At 35.8% G+C, this 15,705-nt stretch carries 15 protein-coding genes, 1 other RNA gene and 1 pseudogene; 6 read left to right on the plus strand and 11 right to left on the minus strand.

What is annotated here, in order from left to right; translation table 11 throughout:
* Nucleotides 1-5: 5 nt before the first annotated feature.
* The 3 genes from prc to H3U96_RS03835 form a co-directional block, all read right to left on the minus strand.
* Nucleotides 6-2,078, minus strand: coding sequence for a carboxy terminal-processing peptidase (prc, locus tag H3U96_RS03825; RefSeq protein ID WP_065578571.1), 2,073 nt, complete (start codon nucleotides 2,076-2,078; stop codon nucleotides 6-8).
* A gap of 9 nt (nucleotides 2,079-2,087) precedes the next feature.
* The gene (gene proQ, locus H3U96_RS03830) at nucleotides 2,088-2,624 is read right to left on the minus strand and encodes an RNA chaperone ProQ (RefSeq protein WP_198195686.1); all 537 of its coding nucleotides are present in this window, start codon (nucleotides 2,622-2,624) and stop codon (nucleotides 2,088-2,090) included.
* A gap of 66 nt (nucleotides 2,625-2,690) precedes the next feature.
* Complete coding sequence (locus H3U96_RS03835) at nucleotides 2,691-3,047, minus strand: DNA-binding protein (RefSeq protein WP_086360811.1); 357 nt, start codon at nucleotides 3,045-3,047, stop codon at nucleotides 2,691-2,693.
* 178 nt (nucleotides 3,048-3,225) lie between these two features.
* Between H3U96_RS03835 and H3U96_RS03840 the strand changes: the two are divergent.
* The 3 genes and pseudogenes from H3U96_RS03840 to rnpB all read left to right on the plus strand — a co-directional run bounded on the left by H3U96_RS03840 (nucleotide 3,226) and on the right by rnpB (nucleotide 4,664).
* Nucleotides 3,226-3,498: pseudogene (locus tag H3U96_RS03840) on the plus strand (helix-turn-helix domain-containing protein).
* Nucleotides 3,499-3,713: 215 nt separating this feature from the next.
* A complete protein-coding gene (locus H3U96_RS03845) occupies nucleotides 3,714-4,076 on the plus strand; it encodes a hypothetical protein (RefSeq protein WP_198195688.1) in 363 nt (120 codons plus the stop codon).
* 199 nt (nucleotides 4,077-4,275) lie between these two features.
* Nucleotides 4,276-4,664, plus strand: an RNA gene (gene rnpB / locus H3U96_RS03850) — RNase P RNA component class A.
* Nucleotides 4,665-4,666: 2 nt separating this feature from the next.
* On the opposite strand, the gene H3U96_RS03855 is transcribed toward rnpB, so the two are convergent.
* From H3U96_RS03855 to H3U96_RS03880, 6 genes are all read right to left on the minus strand, one after another.
* Nucleotides 4,667-5,356 carry a DedA family protein gene (locus tag H3U96_RS03855; RefSeq protein ID WP_065650770.1) on the minus strand — a complete coding sequence of 230 codons (690 nt, stop codon included), beginning with the start codon at nucleotides 5,354-5,356 and terminating at the stop codon, nucleotides 4,667-4,669.
* 30 nt (nucleotides 5,357-5,386) lie between these two features.
* A complete protein-coding gene (gene tldD, locus H3U96_RS03860) occupies nucleotides 5,387-6,844 on the minus strand; it encodes a metalloprotease TldD (protein WP_198195696.1) in 1,458 nt (485 codons plus the stop codon).
* A gap of 102 nt (nucleotides 6,845-6,946) precedes the next feature.
* Entirely contained in the window at nucleotides 6,947-8,422 is a 1,476-nt protein-coding gene (rng, locus tag H3U96_RS03865; protein ID WP_086320103.1) for a ribonuclease G, read from the minus strand.
* A gap of 12 nt (nucleotides 8,423-8,434) precedes the next feature.
* On the minus strand, nucleotides 8,435-8,926 hold the full coding sequence (gene mreD / locus H3U96_RS03870) for a rod shape-determining protein MreD (RefSeq protein WP_065614507.1): 492 nt from the start codon (nucleotides 8,924-8,926) through the stop codon (nucleotides 8,435-8,437).
* Nucleotides 8,913-9,755, minus strand: a complete 843-nt coding sequence (gene mreC, locus H3U96_RS03875; protein ID WP_065578562.1) for a rod shape-determining protein MreC — start codon at nucleotides 9,753-9,755, stop codon at nucleotides 8,913-8,915. The genes mreD and mreC overlap by 14 nt, the downstream gene beginning before the upstream one ends.
* Before the next feature lie 115 nt (nucleotides 9,756-9,870).
* Nucleotides 9,871-10,914, minus strand: a complete 1,044-nt coding sequence (locus H3U96_RS03880) for a rod shape-determining protein (RefSeq protein ID WP_065562215.1) — start codon at nucleotides 10,912-10,914, stop codon at nucleotides 9,871-9,873.
* Between the two features lie 373 nt (nucleotides 10,915-11,287).
* Here H3U96_RS03880 and accB point away from each other — a divergent pair, with 373 nt between their 5' ends.
* From accB to H3U96_RS03895, 3 genes are all read left to right on the plus strand, one after another.
* Complete coding sequence (gene accB / locus H3U96_RS03885; RefSeq protein ID WP_065578561.1) at nucleotides 11,288-11,743, plus strand: acetyl-CoA carboxylase biotin carboxyl carrier protein; 456 nt, start codon at nucleotides 11,288-11,290, stop codon at nucleotides 11,741-11,743.
* Nucleotides 11,744-11,784: 41 nt separating this feature from the next.
* Nucleotides 11,785-13,131, plus strand: coding sequence for an acetyl-CoA carboxylase biotin carboxylase subunit (gene accC, locus H3U96_RS03890; protein WP_086360813.1), 1,347 nt, complete (start codon nucleotides 11,785-11,787; stop codon nucleotides 13,129-13,131).
* Nucleotides 13,132-13,197: 66 nt separating this feature from the next.
* On the plus strand, nucleotides 13,198-13,836 hold the full coding sequence (locus H3U96_RS03895; protein WP_065578559.1) for a bifunctional 4-hydroxy-2-oxoglutarate aldolase/2-dehydro-3-deoxy-phosphogluconate aldolase: 639 nt from the start codon (nucleotides 13,198-13,200) through the stop codon (nucleotides 13,834-13,836).
* 52 nt (nucleotides 13,837-13,888) lie between these two features.
* On the opposite strand, the gene H3U96_RS03900 is transcribed toward H3U96_RS03895, so the two are convergent.
* Nucleotides 13,889-14,659 carry an ABC transporter permease gene (locus H3U96_RS03900; RefSeq protein ID WP_065614503.1) on the minus strand — a complete coding sequence of 257 codons (771 nt, stop codon included), beginning with the start codon at nucleotides 14,657-14,659 and terminating at the stop codon, nucleotides 13,889-13,891.
* The gene (locus H3U96_RS03905) at nucleotides 14,652-15,590 is read right to left on the minus strand and encodes an ABC transporter ATP-binding protein (RefSeq protein WP_065578557.1); all 939 of its coding nucleotides are present in this window, start codon (nucleotides 15,588-15,590) and stop codon (nucleotides 14,652-14,654) included. The genes H3U96_RS03900 and H3U96_RS03905 overlap by 8 nt, the downstream gene beginning before the upstream one ends.
* Between the last annotated feature and the right edge of the window lie 115 nt (nucleotides 15,591-15,705).

Consider the following 15,705-nt stretch of genomic DNA (forward strand, 5'->3'; position numbering starts at 1 on the left):
TATAACTACTCAATTGGTTTATCTAAAGAAAGAAATCCACCTCTAACCTTACTAGCTTCAAGATTAGGATAATTTGGTATTAAATCAAGTAAGATTTCGACTGCCTCATCTAGAAATGCATCAGGCTGTTTATAACCTTTAGGTAGATCTTTTAATTTAGTAATTGGCGCTAAACCAGCACGGTTTAAACGTTCATTCATTCTTTTTAAATCACGATCATCGTTAGTTTTTTGTTCAGTTTCTCGCTCATTTTTATTTAAAGAAACCACATATTGATCATCTTTTTTATCATTAAACCGCTTAATATCCTCTTCTATATAATTAAATTCAGGATTATTAGCAATTCGAGCTTGGTGCTGTGATTTTAAGTTAGCTAATAAAGGTTTAATGTTAGCAACAGTGAGATAATCAGCTGATGGAATTTTATCCCACGGCATGGCATTATCTAAGAATCGTTCTCCCATTTCATCGACATATTGGCTTTTCGTCATTTCGATATCAGGTACAACACCTTTTAACTGAGTACTGCCACCATTAATACGGTAAAATTTTTGTACCGTGTATTGTGCACCGCCAAGTTCTGGCCATTTAGGGTGTAATCGTGCATCTACAGGATATGAAATGTTACGAGAAGTTTGTACGGTACCTTTTCCATAAGTCGTTTCACCAACAATAACTGCTCGGCCATAATCTTGCATCGCTGCTGAGAAGATTTCTGATGCTGATGCACTATAACGATTGATCATGACAACAACTGGGCCTGTGTATTCAATACCTTTATTTTTGTCATCATAAGTGGTGATCTTTTGTAAATTATCCCGTACTTGTACAACTGGACCACTGTCAATAAATAATCCAGTTAATTCGATAACTTCAGCTAATGAACCACCACCGTTATCTCGTAAATCAATAACTAGACCTTGTAGTTTTTCACTATTGGCTTCTAGGATTAATGATTCAACTTTTTTGGTCAAGCCAATATAAAAACTTGGTATTTCAATCACACCGATTTTTCCACGGCTATTATTGATAGTTTTTAATTTAGCTTCACGATCTTCAAAATGAATTTTATCACGAGTGATTTCGATCACTTTCGGTTTACTATTATTACCCGCTGGTAAAATTTCTAATTTTACTACGGTATTTTTAGGTCCACGGATTTTGTCAACAATATCATCTAAACGCCAACCGATGACATCTTCAATAGCAGAATTACTTTGCCCTACACCAATAATTCGGTCACCGACTGATAATAATTTACTTTTTTCAGCAGGGCCGCCAGTAACAAAAGACATAATAACAGTATAATCATCTTGTTGACTAAGCGTTGCACCAATACCTTCAAAAGACAGACTCATTTCTGAATCAAAATCACGTTTTTTACGTGGTGCTAAATAACTGGTATGAGGATCGATTTCTCGCGCAAAAGCATTCATAAATACTTGGAAACAATCTTCATTATTAGATTGAACAATCGTTTTTAATACTCGTTGATAACGTTTAGTTAGAACTTCACGAATTTGGCTTTCATTTTTACCAGTTAAAGATAAATTTAACTCATCATATTTAACTCGTTTATCCCAATATTCATCGAGCTCTTTTTCAGAAGTTGGCCACGCCATATCTTCACGTTTGAAATTTATTTGGTCTTTAGTATTAAAGTCCATAGGACGTTGTAAGACCTCAAGCGCATATTGATAACGATTGTAGCGTTTTTGCAAGAATAGGTTGTAAATATCGTAAGCGGTTTTTAAATCGCCATCAATCAGTTCTTGTCCCAATTGCTCTTGGCGATCACGGAATTTATTTACATCATCTTGCAGAAAGAGGGTTTTATTACCATCTAATAATTTGAAATAACGATCGAAAATTTTAGCAGAAAAGGCTCCGTCTAACGAAAAGTCACGGTAATGTGATTGCGTAAAAAAGTTGGTCACACGTTTAGCAACCACTTGATGTACTTCGTCTTGCTTTAAAACAGGAATTTGTTCAGTCGCCGGCGTTTTGGCCTGAGCAGTTGTACTAATAATACATAAAATGAGACCGAATTTAACAAAACTTTTCAGTAGCTTATTCATATAAATTCTCTATCTATTAATAATATGCTCAGGTTTAACCATTAACTCCATTCCAGCACCTACTTTAACTTTGATATGTTCTTTTTCAATTGTAATGATTTGTCCTTTTATTGGTTTATTACCAACATTAACTTTAACAAAATCACCTAATTTCAAAGTACGAGGTTTTCTAGCTGGTTTTGGGGTCGCTTTACGTTTTTGTTTTGCACGTTCTTTAGCTTGTTTTTTGCTTTCTTTCAATTGCTGTTGTGCATGTTCCATTTGTTCTTTGGTGATAACTTCAGTTGGATTACCATTTAAATCAACGCGATGAGCACCTTCTTTTATACTATATAGGTAACGCCAACCCATTGTATAAGCTCTTAATGCAACACGGAGTTTGGTTTTACTAAGTATTTCACTATTTTCAAGATGCGAAAGGATATCTTGAAAGATGCCAATTTTTAAAGGTTTGGCTTCCCCTTCAATTGTAAAACAATTCGGAAACTGTTGAGCTAAATAAATAATAATCTCTTTACTATTCGTTAATTGAAACTTATTTTCCATTGGTTATTCCATTGTAGCAACTAAAATTTTCTGACGTTAGAGTATATATCAGCTTATACAATAACACTAACTATCTTTTTTATGTTTATTAATAAAGGTAATAAAATCTTTAATACCATTACGCATTAGCCATGAACTAACAATTATTTGTTCTTCAGTAGATAGCTGTTCAAATGCAGTCATCCAAAGTTGTAGTGGATCTATTGGCGAAACTACATAAGTCGCACTTTCTTCTTCAAGACATAAAGCTTTTTTCACATCTATCGATAAACTACTTATATGATATTCAAGTGCTTTACCACGAACACCAGATCGTTTTCGAGAAGTCCACTTTTCAGCTCTTGCTTTACGGTTAATCCCTTGCGTTGTTGAAGGCATTCCAGCAACGCTTAATAGTTCTTTGGGAGAGAACCACTCTTTCATTTTAATTACCCTATTTTTAAGAAACAAGAAAAAAATTACAGAAATTAAAGAAACTTTGTTACAATAATAAGAAACAACTTATTAATGATGTTAAAAGTTAAATTATAAACTTACTGGTTTTAATAACATGAAAGCATAACATAGATATTTAATGTTATAAACTACGAAGGAAGAAAAAATGGAAATAAAATCTAACGACTGGCACAAAGCAGATATAATTGCCGCATTAAAAAAGAAAGGGACTACACTGGCTGAATTATCTCGTAAATCAGGTTTGAGCTCATCAACATTAAGCAACGCATTAGTGAGACCTTGAACCAAAGGAGAAACTATTATAGCCAAGGCACTTAATTTGAAACCTTCACAAATTTGGCCAAGTCGTTATATGAATTCCATGACAAAACAACCAATTAAGCGAGTTTTAAGAAAAAAACGAGACGATAAAGCATAAAACAATAACTAGAGATTAACATCTTATCCACTTTTAAAAAATGGAAACATAAAGAAACAAAAATGTTTCCATATATTCATTTTATCGTTTTATATCAATTATTAAGGTTAATTATTATTATTGAAATTTATGATTCGGTCATTTTCTACAACAGTAAAGCTATGCTATGATTAGCTATCTTTTGTTATAAATCATAAATTAATAGGCAAGAATCCATGAAAAATCTTAGTAAAATTTTGGTCGTTCTTTTTTCAATATTGGCATTAGCAGCATGTTCACAAAAAAATTATTTAGAACAAGGAGCCCCTCTAAGTCACGAAAAAGTGAATAAAATAGTAGAAGGTTCGACCACTGAAACACAGCTTTTACATATTTTTGGTGAACCAACAGCTAAAACCGTTATTAATAGCAATGAGAGTAAATGGACTTATAAATATCTTAAAAAGAGTTCAACGAATAATGTTTTATTAGGTGAAACGCAATATGATATTGTCGAAGGTACTTTAGAAGTCATTGTTAATCAAGGTGTAGTTACTTGGTTTAATTACGATCAAAATAATAAACAGAAAAAATGGTAATTCTCATTACTGATTAAGTAAGGCACATCAAATTGATGTGCTTTTTAGTTTATTTTCTCTAAACCACATAGAATAGTTAAACTTACTTATTCATCAAACGTCAATTTTCTTATACTCAAATTAATGCTTTTGCACAGATTGCAACCATAATCCCTATTCTGTTCTGGACAAAAATAACCATTAGGTTATACTCTTTGCCGAAATTAACCAGACAATCGCTGCTTTGTTGTAGTCCTTTGCAAAAGGGAGACAAACAGAGGGGAGGAAAGTCCGGGCTCCATAGGGCAGAGTGCCAGGTAACGCCTGGGGGATTTTGGCGCGAGCTGAGATTCACGACTAGTGCAACAGAGAGTATACCGCCGATGGCTTAGCAATAAGATCAGGTAAGGGTGAAAGGGTGCGGTAAGAGCGCACCGCGCAACTGGTAACAGTTGTGGCACGGTAAACTCCACTCGGAGCAAGGTCAAATAGGGATTCATTGGCGCGGCCCGCGTTGAATCCGGGTAGACTGCTTGAGCTAATGCGTGAGTATTAGCCTAGAGGAATGATTGTCCACGACAGAACCCGGCTTATCGGTTAATTTCGCTCTTTTACTTTTCTGTTGTATCTTGTTTCACTTGCTTTTTATTATTCAACCAACGTTTAAATGCTAGCCAAAGTGTAAAAAGCAAACCTAATAGCAATAAAATTACCGGTATTAACATAAGTAATGACATGATTTGCTTTTCATAGGTTTTGAAAATCGGTGATAAGCCGAATAGATAACCTAATGTAACAATTAAGAAAATCCATAATGTCGCACTGATCCAGTTATAAATATGAAATTTGCGACTATGTAAACCGGATAATCCCGCCATCATCGGTAATAAAGTACGCACAAATGCAATAAATCGTCCGATAAATAAGGCTTGTAATCCGTATTTATGAAATAAAACTTCTGATTTATGATGATATTTTTCGGGTAAATGCGCCATCCAATTTTGTACAATTTTGGTATTGCCAAGCCAGCGCCCCTGCGCATAACCAAGCCATGTACCAAATGCGGCACCCGCAATTAGAATTAAGTTTATTAAACCAAAATGAAAAACATTTTGACTAATTAATACGCCAGTTAGAAACAATAAACTATCACCCGGTAAAAAGGCTGCTGGTAACACACCATTTTCTAATAAAATGATAACAAAAAGCATGCCATATAATATCCATAACACATTCGGATTTGAGAGTGTTGCAAGATCCATATGAACAAATGCTTGATAGAGTGTAATGATTGTATCCATTTAGCTTAATATCTCATTAATGTATTATTGTTAGTGGTTAATAGTACCACCTACCGTTAAATTATTCACTTTTAAAGTCGGTTGTCCAACACCAACCGGTACACTTTGCCCTGCTTTACCACAAACGCCAACACCTGAATCTAATTCTAGATCATTCCCTACCATTGAAATCTGTTGCATAGTTTCAATACCTGAACCAATAAGTGTTGCACCTTTAACTGGCGTAGTAATTTTACCTTTTTCAATTAAATAGGCTTCTGAAGTTGAAAAAACAAATTTACCTGAAGTTATATCAACTTGACCACCAGCAAAGTTAGGGGCATATAAACCATAATCAACACTTTGAATAATATCATCAAAACTCGATGTTCCGGCAAGCATATAGGTATTTGTCATTCTAGGCATTGGTAAATATGCGTAACCTTCACGACGGCCATTACCAGTCGAAGAACAATTCATTAATTTTGCATTGAGCTTATCAAACATATAACCTTTTAAAATGCCATTTTCAATTAATACCGTTTTTTGGCTAGGTGTGCCTTCATCATCAATAGAAAGCGAACCACGACGATTAGCAATAGTACCATCATCAACTATAGTACAAAGTTCTGAGGTAACTTGCTGACCAATTTTACCGGAAAATACCGAACTAGTTTTACGATTAAAGTCACCTTCTAATCCATGACCAACTGCTTCATGTAGTAATACACCGGGCCAACCTGCGCCTAACACCACCGGCATTGTGCCAGCCGGTGCTGGCTTAGCTGAAAGTAATACTAAAGCCTGTCGCACCGCTTCGCGAGTATAACTATCGATATGGCTTTCACCAGTTTTAACGTCAGTTGTTAAAAAATAGTCATAACCAAATCGGCCACCACCACCACTGCTACCTCGTTCACGTTTACCATCTTGTTCCACTAGAACAGATACCGATAAGCGTACTAATGGGCGAACATCAGCACTTAAGGTACCATCAGTAGCTGCGATTAAGATATCTTCATAACTACCAATTAAGCTTGCCGATACTTCAATTACTCTTGAATCGATCGATCGGGCTAATTTATCCACTTGCTGTAATATGGCAATCTTTTGTTCCTGAGCAAAACTGTTTATTGGATTTATCGAAGGATAGAGCGTGATATCTTGCGCCGTTTTAAAAGGTGTAACTGCTATAGGTGTTTGCTGTTTAGTAATTGAATTAGCAGCCAATACACTCTGTTCCAAGCGAGCTAATGACAGTTGATCGGTATAAGCAAATCCAGTTTTTTCACCAATAATTGCTCGCACACCAACACCTTGATCACGATGGAAAGAAGCATTTTTGATTATACTATCTTCAAGTGACCAACTTTCATAATAACCGGATAGAAAATATAAATCACCAAAATCAATTTTTCTTGAACTTAACATATCAAGTAAATTCGATATATCTTGTTGATTTAAGTTATTTGGGTGGAGTAACCTTTCACTCACTTGAGTTACTTTCATAAATTCCTTAATCTACTGATTATAAAAATAAAAAAATTTGTTTCTGACTATCACTTATCAATTAGATTTTACTCAGTTTTATTGTTAATACAGTTAAACTAATTACATAAGTACAACATCATACTGTTCTTGTATATACAGTGGTTCAACTTTTACTTCAACTCGTTTGCCTACAAAGACTTCAACTTCGGCTAAAGCATGAGACTCGTCATTGGTCAGTGCATTGGCTACTGCGGCAGATGCATAAACTAAGAAGTACTCAGAGCGATGAGCTTTATAAACACGAACAATCTCACGCAATATTTCATTACATACTGTTTCGACAGATTTAACAATACCACGACCTTTACAAGATGGACATTCTTCACAAAGAATATGGCCAATACTTTCACGCGTACGTTTACGGGTCATTTCGACTAATCCTAAACCGGAGAAAGTATTAACAGATGTTCGTGCTCGATCTTTAGCTAAAAAATCTTGTAAAGATTGTAATACCCGTTCACGATGAATATCTTCTTGCATATCGATAAAATCGATAATAATAATGCCACCTAAATTACGTAATCTTAATTGGCGGGCAATGGCAATCGTTGCTTCAATATTGGTGTTGAAAATGGTTTCTTCTAAATTACGATGGCCAACAAATGCACCGGTATTAATATCAATGGTAGTCATGGCTTCGGTTTGATCAATAATCAAATAACCACCTGATTTTAATTTAACTTTTCTATCTAGCGCTCTTTGAATTTCATTTTCAATATCATACAGATCGAAAATTGGAATATTGCCACGATAATGGGTTAGTTTGCTAGTTACTTCAGGCATAAATTCCTGAGTAAACTCAACTAACAAGTCATAAGTTAATTTTGAGTCAACTAATATACGTTCGATTGGATCACCAACAAAATCTCGTAATACTCGTTGCGATAAAGCTAGCTCTCCATATACTAAATTTTTACTAACCGGACGAGCCATTCTTTCTTGAATTTTTGTCCATAGTCGTTTTAAAAAATTAGCATCTTGTTCAAGCTCATGGGCATTTGCCCCTTCTGCAGCTGTTCTTACAATAAAACCGCCTTCATCAGAGACATACTGCTCAACGATTTTTTTCAGTCTTTCTCGCTCTTCTTCAGATTCAATTCGTTGTGATGTAGCAACATGGGTCGAATTTGACCCCGGCATTAAAACTAAATACCGTGAAGGTAATGTAATGTCAGTAGTCAACCTAGCTCCTTTAGTTCCTAAAGGATCTTTAACCACCTGAACCATTAAGTCTTGACCTTGGCGAACCAGTTCAGAAATATCTTTAACTTGAAATTGTTCTTGATCACTATCAGAGACACATTCAGTATGTGGCATAATATCTGAAGCATGCAAAAAAGCAGCTTTTTCAAGACCAATATCTACAAAAGCGGCCTGCATACCAGGTAAGATACGAATCACTTTTCCTTTATAAATATTGCCAACAATTCCTCGGCGCGATTCACGATCAACATGGATCTCTTGTAAAATACCGTCTTCAATATAAGCAACACGAGTCTCTGAAGGCGTCACATTCATTAATAATTCAACAGACATAATGATTCCTTTTTAATTGATAGCAAAGTTCCGTCTTATTATTCGTAAAAATAGATAAATCACTATCCATAATACCCCATCAACACAACTAGATATTAAAATTAAAGGCGAAATCGTTATGGTGTGATAAATAGTAACCTGAAATAAAAATATTAAAAAATTGTAACAAAGCGATACAACAAAGATAACAATTGCTTGCTGCCAAAGCGCTAAATTACGAATCAACTGAAATTTAAACAGCAGCAAGTAAGCTATACAGGAAAAAATAAACGCATGAATACCAAGAATAGATCCGGAAAATAGATCCAAGACTATGCCTAATATAAAGGCCATCCCCATTCCAATACGATGAGGAAGCGCTATTAACCAATACGCCATGATTAACATTAATAAATGCGGTTTAAGCATATTATAATCAGCTGACCATGGAACAATCTGTAAACATAAGCCTATCAACAGTGTTAACCAAATAATCAAAATACTAAATCGACTATTCCCCCTCATGTTTTACTCCTTGCTCGCCCCATAGTAATAATAAATAGCGTAAACGTTTTAAATCCGCTGTAGGTGTAGCAGAAATAATTGGGGTTGAATCACTAATATCAAGTTTCACTGAACTTACCACAGCTACTGGATAGCCTTCAGGAAAGCGACCATCAAGTCCAGAAGTAACTAAAACATCACCAACTTTGATATCAACATTATTAGGTAAAAAATCAAGGGTTAAATCATTACTACATCCATTACCAACTGCTACCATAGAAATATCATTTCTTAGTACTTGCACGGGAATTGCATGTTGATAATCACAGACTAATATCGCACGGCTGGTTGATTGCGCCGTTTGATAAATTTGTCCAACAATTCCTTTCTCATCTACGACTGGTTGACCAACATAAACACCATTATTTTTTCCTTTATTGATCACAACTTGGTAAACATAAGGATCAGTATCAGCTAATAAAACTTGAGCAGCCATTTTGTGTTCATCATGTCTTAATGGTGAACCTAATAATCCTCTTAGGCGATCATTTTCATGTTTCAAATGTTCAAGTAGTAGTAGATCACTTTTCTGTTGCATTAACGTTTCTTGCAATTTGGTATTTTCATTAACTAATGCTTCTTGTGTTTTTGACATTTCATAAAGAGAGTCAAATGATGATTTTGGTGCGTTTGAAACATTATAAAGTGGTGAAATTATGGTATCTAAGTAATAACGAATCTCTTTAAAAGGACGATAATTAATATCTAATACCATTAGCGTCAGAGCAAGTGTTAGCGCAATAAATAGTTGTACACTCAGAGGCGAACGTTTAGAAAAAAGTAATTTCATTGTTCAGTATTTACCTGTTATATACTAAGTAGTTAACTATTCTAATATATGACTCCGCCGACAATGTCGGCGGATAAAATGAAATAGTTGGTTACTTATTAGTAATTATTTAACGTTATTCTTCACTAAAGAGATCACCACCATGCATATCAACCATATCAAGTGCTTTACCACCACCACGCGCTACGCAAGTTAGAGGATCTTCAGCGACAACAACATGGATACCAGTTTCAGCCGATAACAATTTATCAATATTACGCAATAATGCACCGCCACCGGTTAATACCATACCATGCTCAGAAATATCTGAAGCAAGTTCTGGAGGACATTGTTCAAGTGCTACTTTAACCGCGCTAACAATACCACTTAATGGTTCTTGCAACGCTTCTAATATTTCATTTGAATTTAAGGTAAAGCTACGTGGTACACCTTCGGCTAAATTACGGCCACGCACTTCAATTTCAAGCACTTCATCACCTGGATAAGCACTACCAATAAAGTGCTTAATTTTTTCAGCGGTTGCTTCACCAATTAATGCACCATAATTACGACGAACATAATTGATAATTGCTTCATCAAAGCGGTCACCACCAATACGTGCCGACGCGGAATAAACCACACCATTTAACGAAATAACGGCTACTTCAGTTGTACCACCACCGATATCAACCACCATTGAGCCAGTCGGTGCTGAAACAGGTAAATCAGCGCCAATAGCTGCAGCCATTGGTTCTTCAATTAAGTAAACTTCACGTGCGCCAGCACCTAATGCTGATTCACGAATAGCCCGGCGTTCAACTTGTGTAGCACCTACAGGCACACAAACTAGTACACGTGGACTTGGTCTTAAAAAACTATGGCTATGAACTTGGCGAATAAAGTACTGTAACATTTTTTCAGTTACGGAAAAGTCTGCAATTACACCATCTTTCATTGGTCTAATCGCTGCAATATTACCAGGTGTTCGTCCTAGCATCTGTTTCGCAGCATGGCCAACTGCAGCAACACTTTTAGGTGTTCCAGAGCGATCTTGACGAATGGCAACAACGGAAGGTTCGTTAAGCACAATGCCTTGCCCTTTAACATAAATAAGCGTATTGGCTGTACCTAAATCAATCGATAAATCATTTGAAAACAAGCCACGAACTTTTTTGAACATAATAAAAACTCTTCCTAGAATTAATCTTGTTTGAATATATTTGAGTATTCAGAAGCAAACTAAGGCATCTACAAAATATATATATTTCTATATTTTATCCGATAAATAAGAGATTTTTTAGCAGATAAAAACCACAGCTAGCTTCAATAATAATTAAGGGTTACTATTGTATCTCAATTCTAAAATAATACCTAGAAAATAGTATAACAAGTGTTTGTAAAGGAGATATATAATGACAAATTACGATTTACAGTGTATCCTTCCGCGTTAATGTTGAGTTACAAACTTAGTATCGTATTAAAAGGTAACTTTTAAGGTATTGAGTATGCATTAAAATAATTGTTATTTATATCAAATAAACACGGTGTAATTCATGGATATACGCAAAATTAAAAAGTTAATTGAATTAGTAGAAGAGTCAGGTATTTCTGAACTTGAAATTTCTGAAGGTGAAGAATCAGTTCGAATTAGTCGATCTATGCCTGCGGCAAACTATTCTGCGCCAGTGCAAAATATTCAAATTCCTCAACCAGCTCCTGTTGTGGTTGCTCCAACTGTTGAAGCAGAAGTCATCGCAGATACCAATACAATTAATGGTACCACAATAAAATCACCAATGGTTGGTACATTTTATCGTACCCCTAGTCCGGAATCGAAAGCATTTGTTGAAGTCGGCCAATCGGTAAATGTTGGTGATGTACTTTGCATTGTTGAAGCGATGAAAATGATGAACCAAATTGAATCAGAAAAAGCAGGGACTATTAAAGCTATTTTAGTTGAAAATGGTCAACCAGTTGAATTCGATCAACCGCTATTCATTATTGAATAATCAGAAATTATTTATTAACTTAGACGATTAAGAGATTGAATATGCTTGATAAAATTCTTATTGCTAACCGCGGAGAAATTGCTCTTCGCATCTTACGAGCATGTAAAGAACTTGGAATTAAAACTGTCGCTGTTCACTCTTCGGCAGATAAAGATTTAAAACATGTTTTACTTGCAGACGAAACGGTTTGCATTGGTCCAGCAGCTTCTGCAAAAAGTTATCTTAATATCCCAGCCTTAATTTCTGCTGCCGAAGTAACTGGCGCAGCCGCTATTCATCCAGGATATGGTTTTTTATCTGAAAATGCTGACTTTGCTGAACAAGTCGAACGTTCTGGCTTTATATTTATTGGTCCAAAACCAGATACTATCCGCTTAATGGGCGATAAAGTATCGGCAATTGAAGCAATGAAAAAAGCCGGTGTACCATGTGTTCCTGGTTCTGATGGTCCACTTGGTAGCAATATGGATACCAACAAACAGATTGCAAAGAAAATTGGTTATCCAGTGATTATTAAAGCATCTGGCGGCGGTGGTGGCCGCGGAATGCGTATTGTTCGAGAAGAAAAAGACCTCGAACAATCAATCAAAATGACTAAACTTGAAGCAAAAACAGCTTTTAATAATGACATGGTTTATATGGAAAAATTCCTTGAAAACCCTCGTCATATTGAAATTCAAGTGCTATCTGATGGTCAAGGTCATGCCGTTTACTTAGGTGAGCGTGACTGTTCAATGCAACGACGCCATCAAAAAGTAGTTGAAGAAGCACCAGCTGTTGGCATCACACCAGAAATGCGTAAATTTATCGGCGAACGTTGTGTAAATGCATGTATTGAGATTGGTTATCGTGGTGCAGGTACTTTTGAATTTTTATTTGAAAATGGTGAATTCTATTTCATTGAAATGAATACCCGTATTCAAGTAGAACATCCAGTTACTGAAATGGTGACAGGCGTTGATCTAATTCGTGAGCAGATTCTTATTGCTGCAGGACAACCTTTATCTATCAAGCAAGACGATATTAAAATTAAAGGTCATGCCATTGAATGTCGAATAAATGCTGAAGATCCAAAAACGTTTATGCCATCTCCGGGTAAAATCACTCGCTTCCATGCACCGGGTGGGTTTGGTATTCGTTGGGAATCTCATATTTATGCTGGTTATGCGGTTCCGCCTTATTATGATTCAATGATTGGTAAGTTAATCGCTTATGGAGAGACCCGAGAAGTCGCCATCGCCCGCATGAAAAATGCATTAGCAGAACTGGTTATCGATGGAATAAAAACCAATATCGAACTTCATATAGAAATTATGAATGATGAAGGCTTCATGAAAGGTGGCACAAACATTCATTATTTAGAAAAGAAATTAGGTATTTATGAGTAAAAATAAGCCCTCACCACTTTGAGGGCTTATTGCTGTATAGAAGTAAATAAAGTATAGGTAACGCATATGAAGAGTTGGAAAAAAACTGCTGAAGAAATTTTAACATTAGGCCCTGTTGTACCAGTTATTGTTATTGAACGTCTAGAAGATGCTGTTCCATTAGCAAAAGCATTAATTGCTGGAGGAGTTAAAGTTCTAGAAGTTACACTAAGAACTGAATGTGCACTTGATGCCATTAAAAAAATTATCAAGGAAGTACCTGAAGCTGTAGTTGGTGCAGGAACAGTAACCACTGTTGAACAACTTAAACAAGCAACTGAAGCAGGCGTGGAATTTATCATCACTCCGGGTATTACTGATTCTATTTTAAAAGCAGCAGTTGAAGGTACTGTGCCGGTTATTCCTGGAATTGCAACTATTTCTGAATTATTAACTGCCCAAGAATATGGCTTAACGGCATTAAAATTCTTTCCAGCAGAAATCAATGGCGGGGTTGCTGCGTTAAAAGCGTTTGCTGGTCCTTGTGGTTATATGAAGTTCTGCCCAACTGGCGGTGTGAATCCGAAAAACTATCGTGACTATTTAGCACTTGATAATGTCCTTTGTGTAGGTGGAACTTGGTTTATCCCTACCGATGCGATTGCTAAAGGTGATTTTGCTAAAATTACTGAAATGGCCAAAGAAGCCGTTGCTGGTGCAAAATAGGTTCTACTTTACCGCCGACATTGGTCGGCGGTTTAGCTTTATCCAGATTAATCTAACTCCTGAGTCCTCTTCCACTTTCAATAACTCGCCACGCGATAAAATATAAAGTAGCCACAAAAAGTAACAGCATTGCAAAAGTGATCACTAAAGAGACATCACTAGTGCCTAAAAAACCATATCGAAATCCATTAATCATATAAACAATTGGATTGACTTTAGAAACCCATTGCCAAAAAGTGGGTAACATGGTGATTGAATAAAAAACGCCACCTAAATAAGTTAACGGAGTTAGCACAAAGGTGGGAATAATACTTATATCATCAAAGGATTTTGCAAATACTGCATTTAGCAAGCCGGCTAAGGAAAATAAAATTGAGGTTAATAATAAGGTAAAAATAACAAATGACCATGAATAAACTTGGTATCGAACAAAGAATAACGACACAATTGTGACCAATATACCTGTCAATATACCGCGCATGACACCGCCACCTACATATCCCCAAATAATAATATGAGTAGGAACCGGAGCAACAAGTATTTCTTCAATATTACGTTGGAATTTTGCACTAAAAAATGAAGAGCAGACATTAGTATATGAATTGGTAATCACTGACATCATAATTAGACCGGGCACGATAAACGCCATATAGCTAAAACCGCCCATGTCACCAACACGTGAGCCGATTAGATTACCAAAAATAATAAAATAGAGTGACATGGTAATAACAGGAGGAATCAATGTTTGCAGCCAAATTCTTAAAAATCGGTTAACTTCTTTACGCCAAATACTTTTTAAGGCAATCCAATATAAATTATTCATCAATAGCTCCTTTAGTATCATTGCGCACCAAATCTACAAATAATTCTTCTAATCGATTAGCTTTATTACGAACACTAATTACTTTTATGTTTTGTTGATTGAGTTGTTCAAACAACTGATTTAGTCCATGTTGTTTATCTACACTGACTTCTAACATGCCCGATTCGACCTCGGTATAATGATAGCCTTGAAGAGAGATTGGTATAGCTGTTGGTACATAATCAATGATGATTGTTTCGGATTGACTTTTTGCTAGCAGATCACGCATTGATGAGTTAGCGATTAATTCTCCATGCTGAATAATACCAATATGACGGCAGAGCATTTCTGCTTCTTCCAAATAGTGGGTGGTTAATATAATAGTAATACCTTGTTGATTAATCTCGCGGAGAAATTCCCACATAGAACGACGTAATTCTATGTCAACTCCGGCGGTAGGCTCATCTAGAATTAATAATTTTGGTTCATGAACCAAGGCTCTAGCGATCATTAGCCGTCTTTTCATTCCGCCTGATAACATATTTGCTCGACTATGTCTTTTATCCCACAAATCTAAAATACGCAGATACTTTTCAGCTCGTTGCAAAGCTAATTTGCGTGGCAATCCATAGTAACCACCCTGATTGGTAACAATTTGTAAGACTTCTTCAAATTGGTTAAAGTTGAACTCCTGCGGGACCAGACCTAATTGCCTTTTGGCATTAACAACATCGTTGTCTAAATCATATCCAAAGATTTTAACCTGCCCAGAGGTTTTGGTAACTAATGAACTAATTATACCAATGGTGGTTGATTTACCGGCACCATTAGGGCCGAGCAAAGCATAAAAATCCCCTGCTTGTACGGTTAAATTAATTCCTTTTAATGCTTCTACACCATTTTTATATTTTTTCTTGAGCGCTATGAGCTCTAGTGCGGGCGTTGATGACATAAAATGAATCCTAAATCCTTAATTTGTTATTTATATAATATGATATCATGTTTAGCCGATCGACAATATTGTTATGATTTTTAGAATAATTCAATTTTCAAGGCTAACAATATAA

This window comes from Gilliamella sp. M0364 (assembly GCF_016100565.1).
Taxonomy (GTDB): Bacteria; Pseudomonadota; Gammaproteobacteria; order Enterobacterales; family Orbaceae; genus Gilliamella; species Gilliamella apis.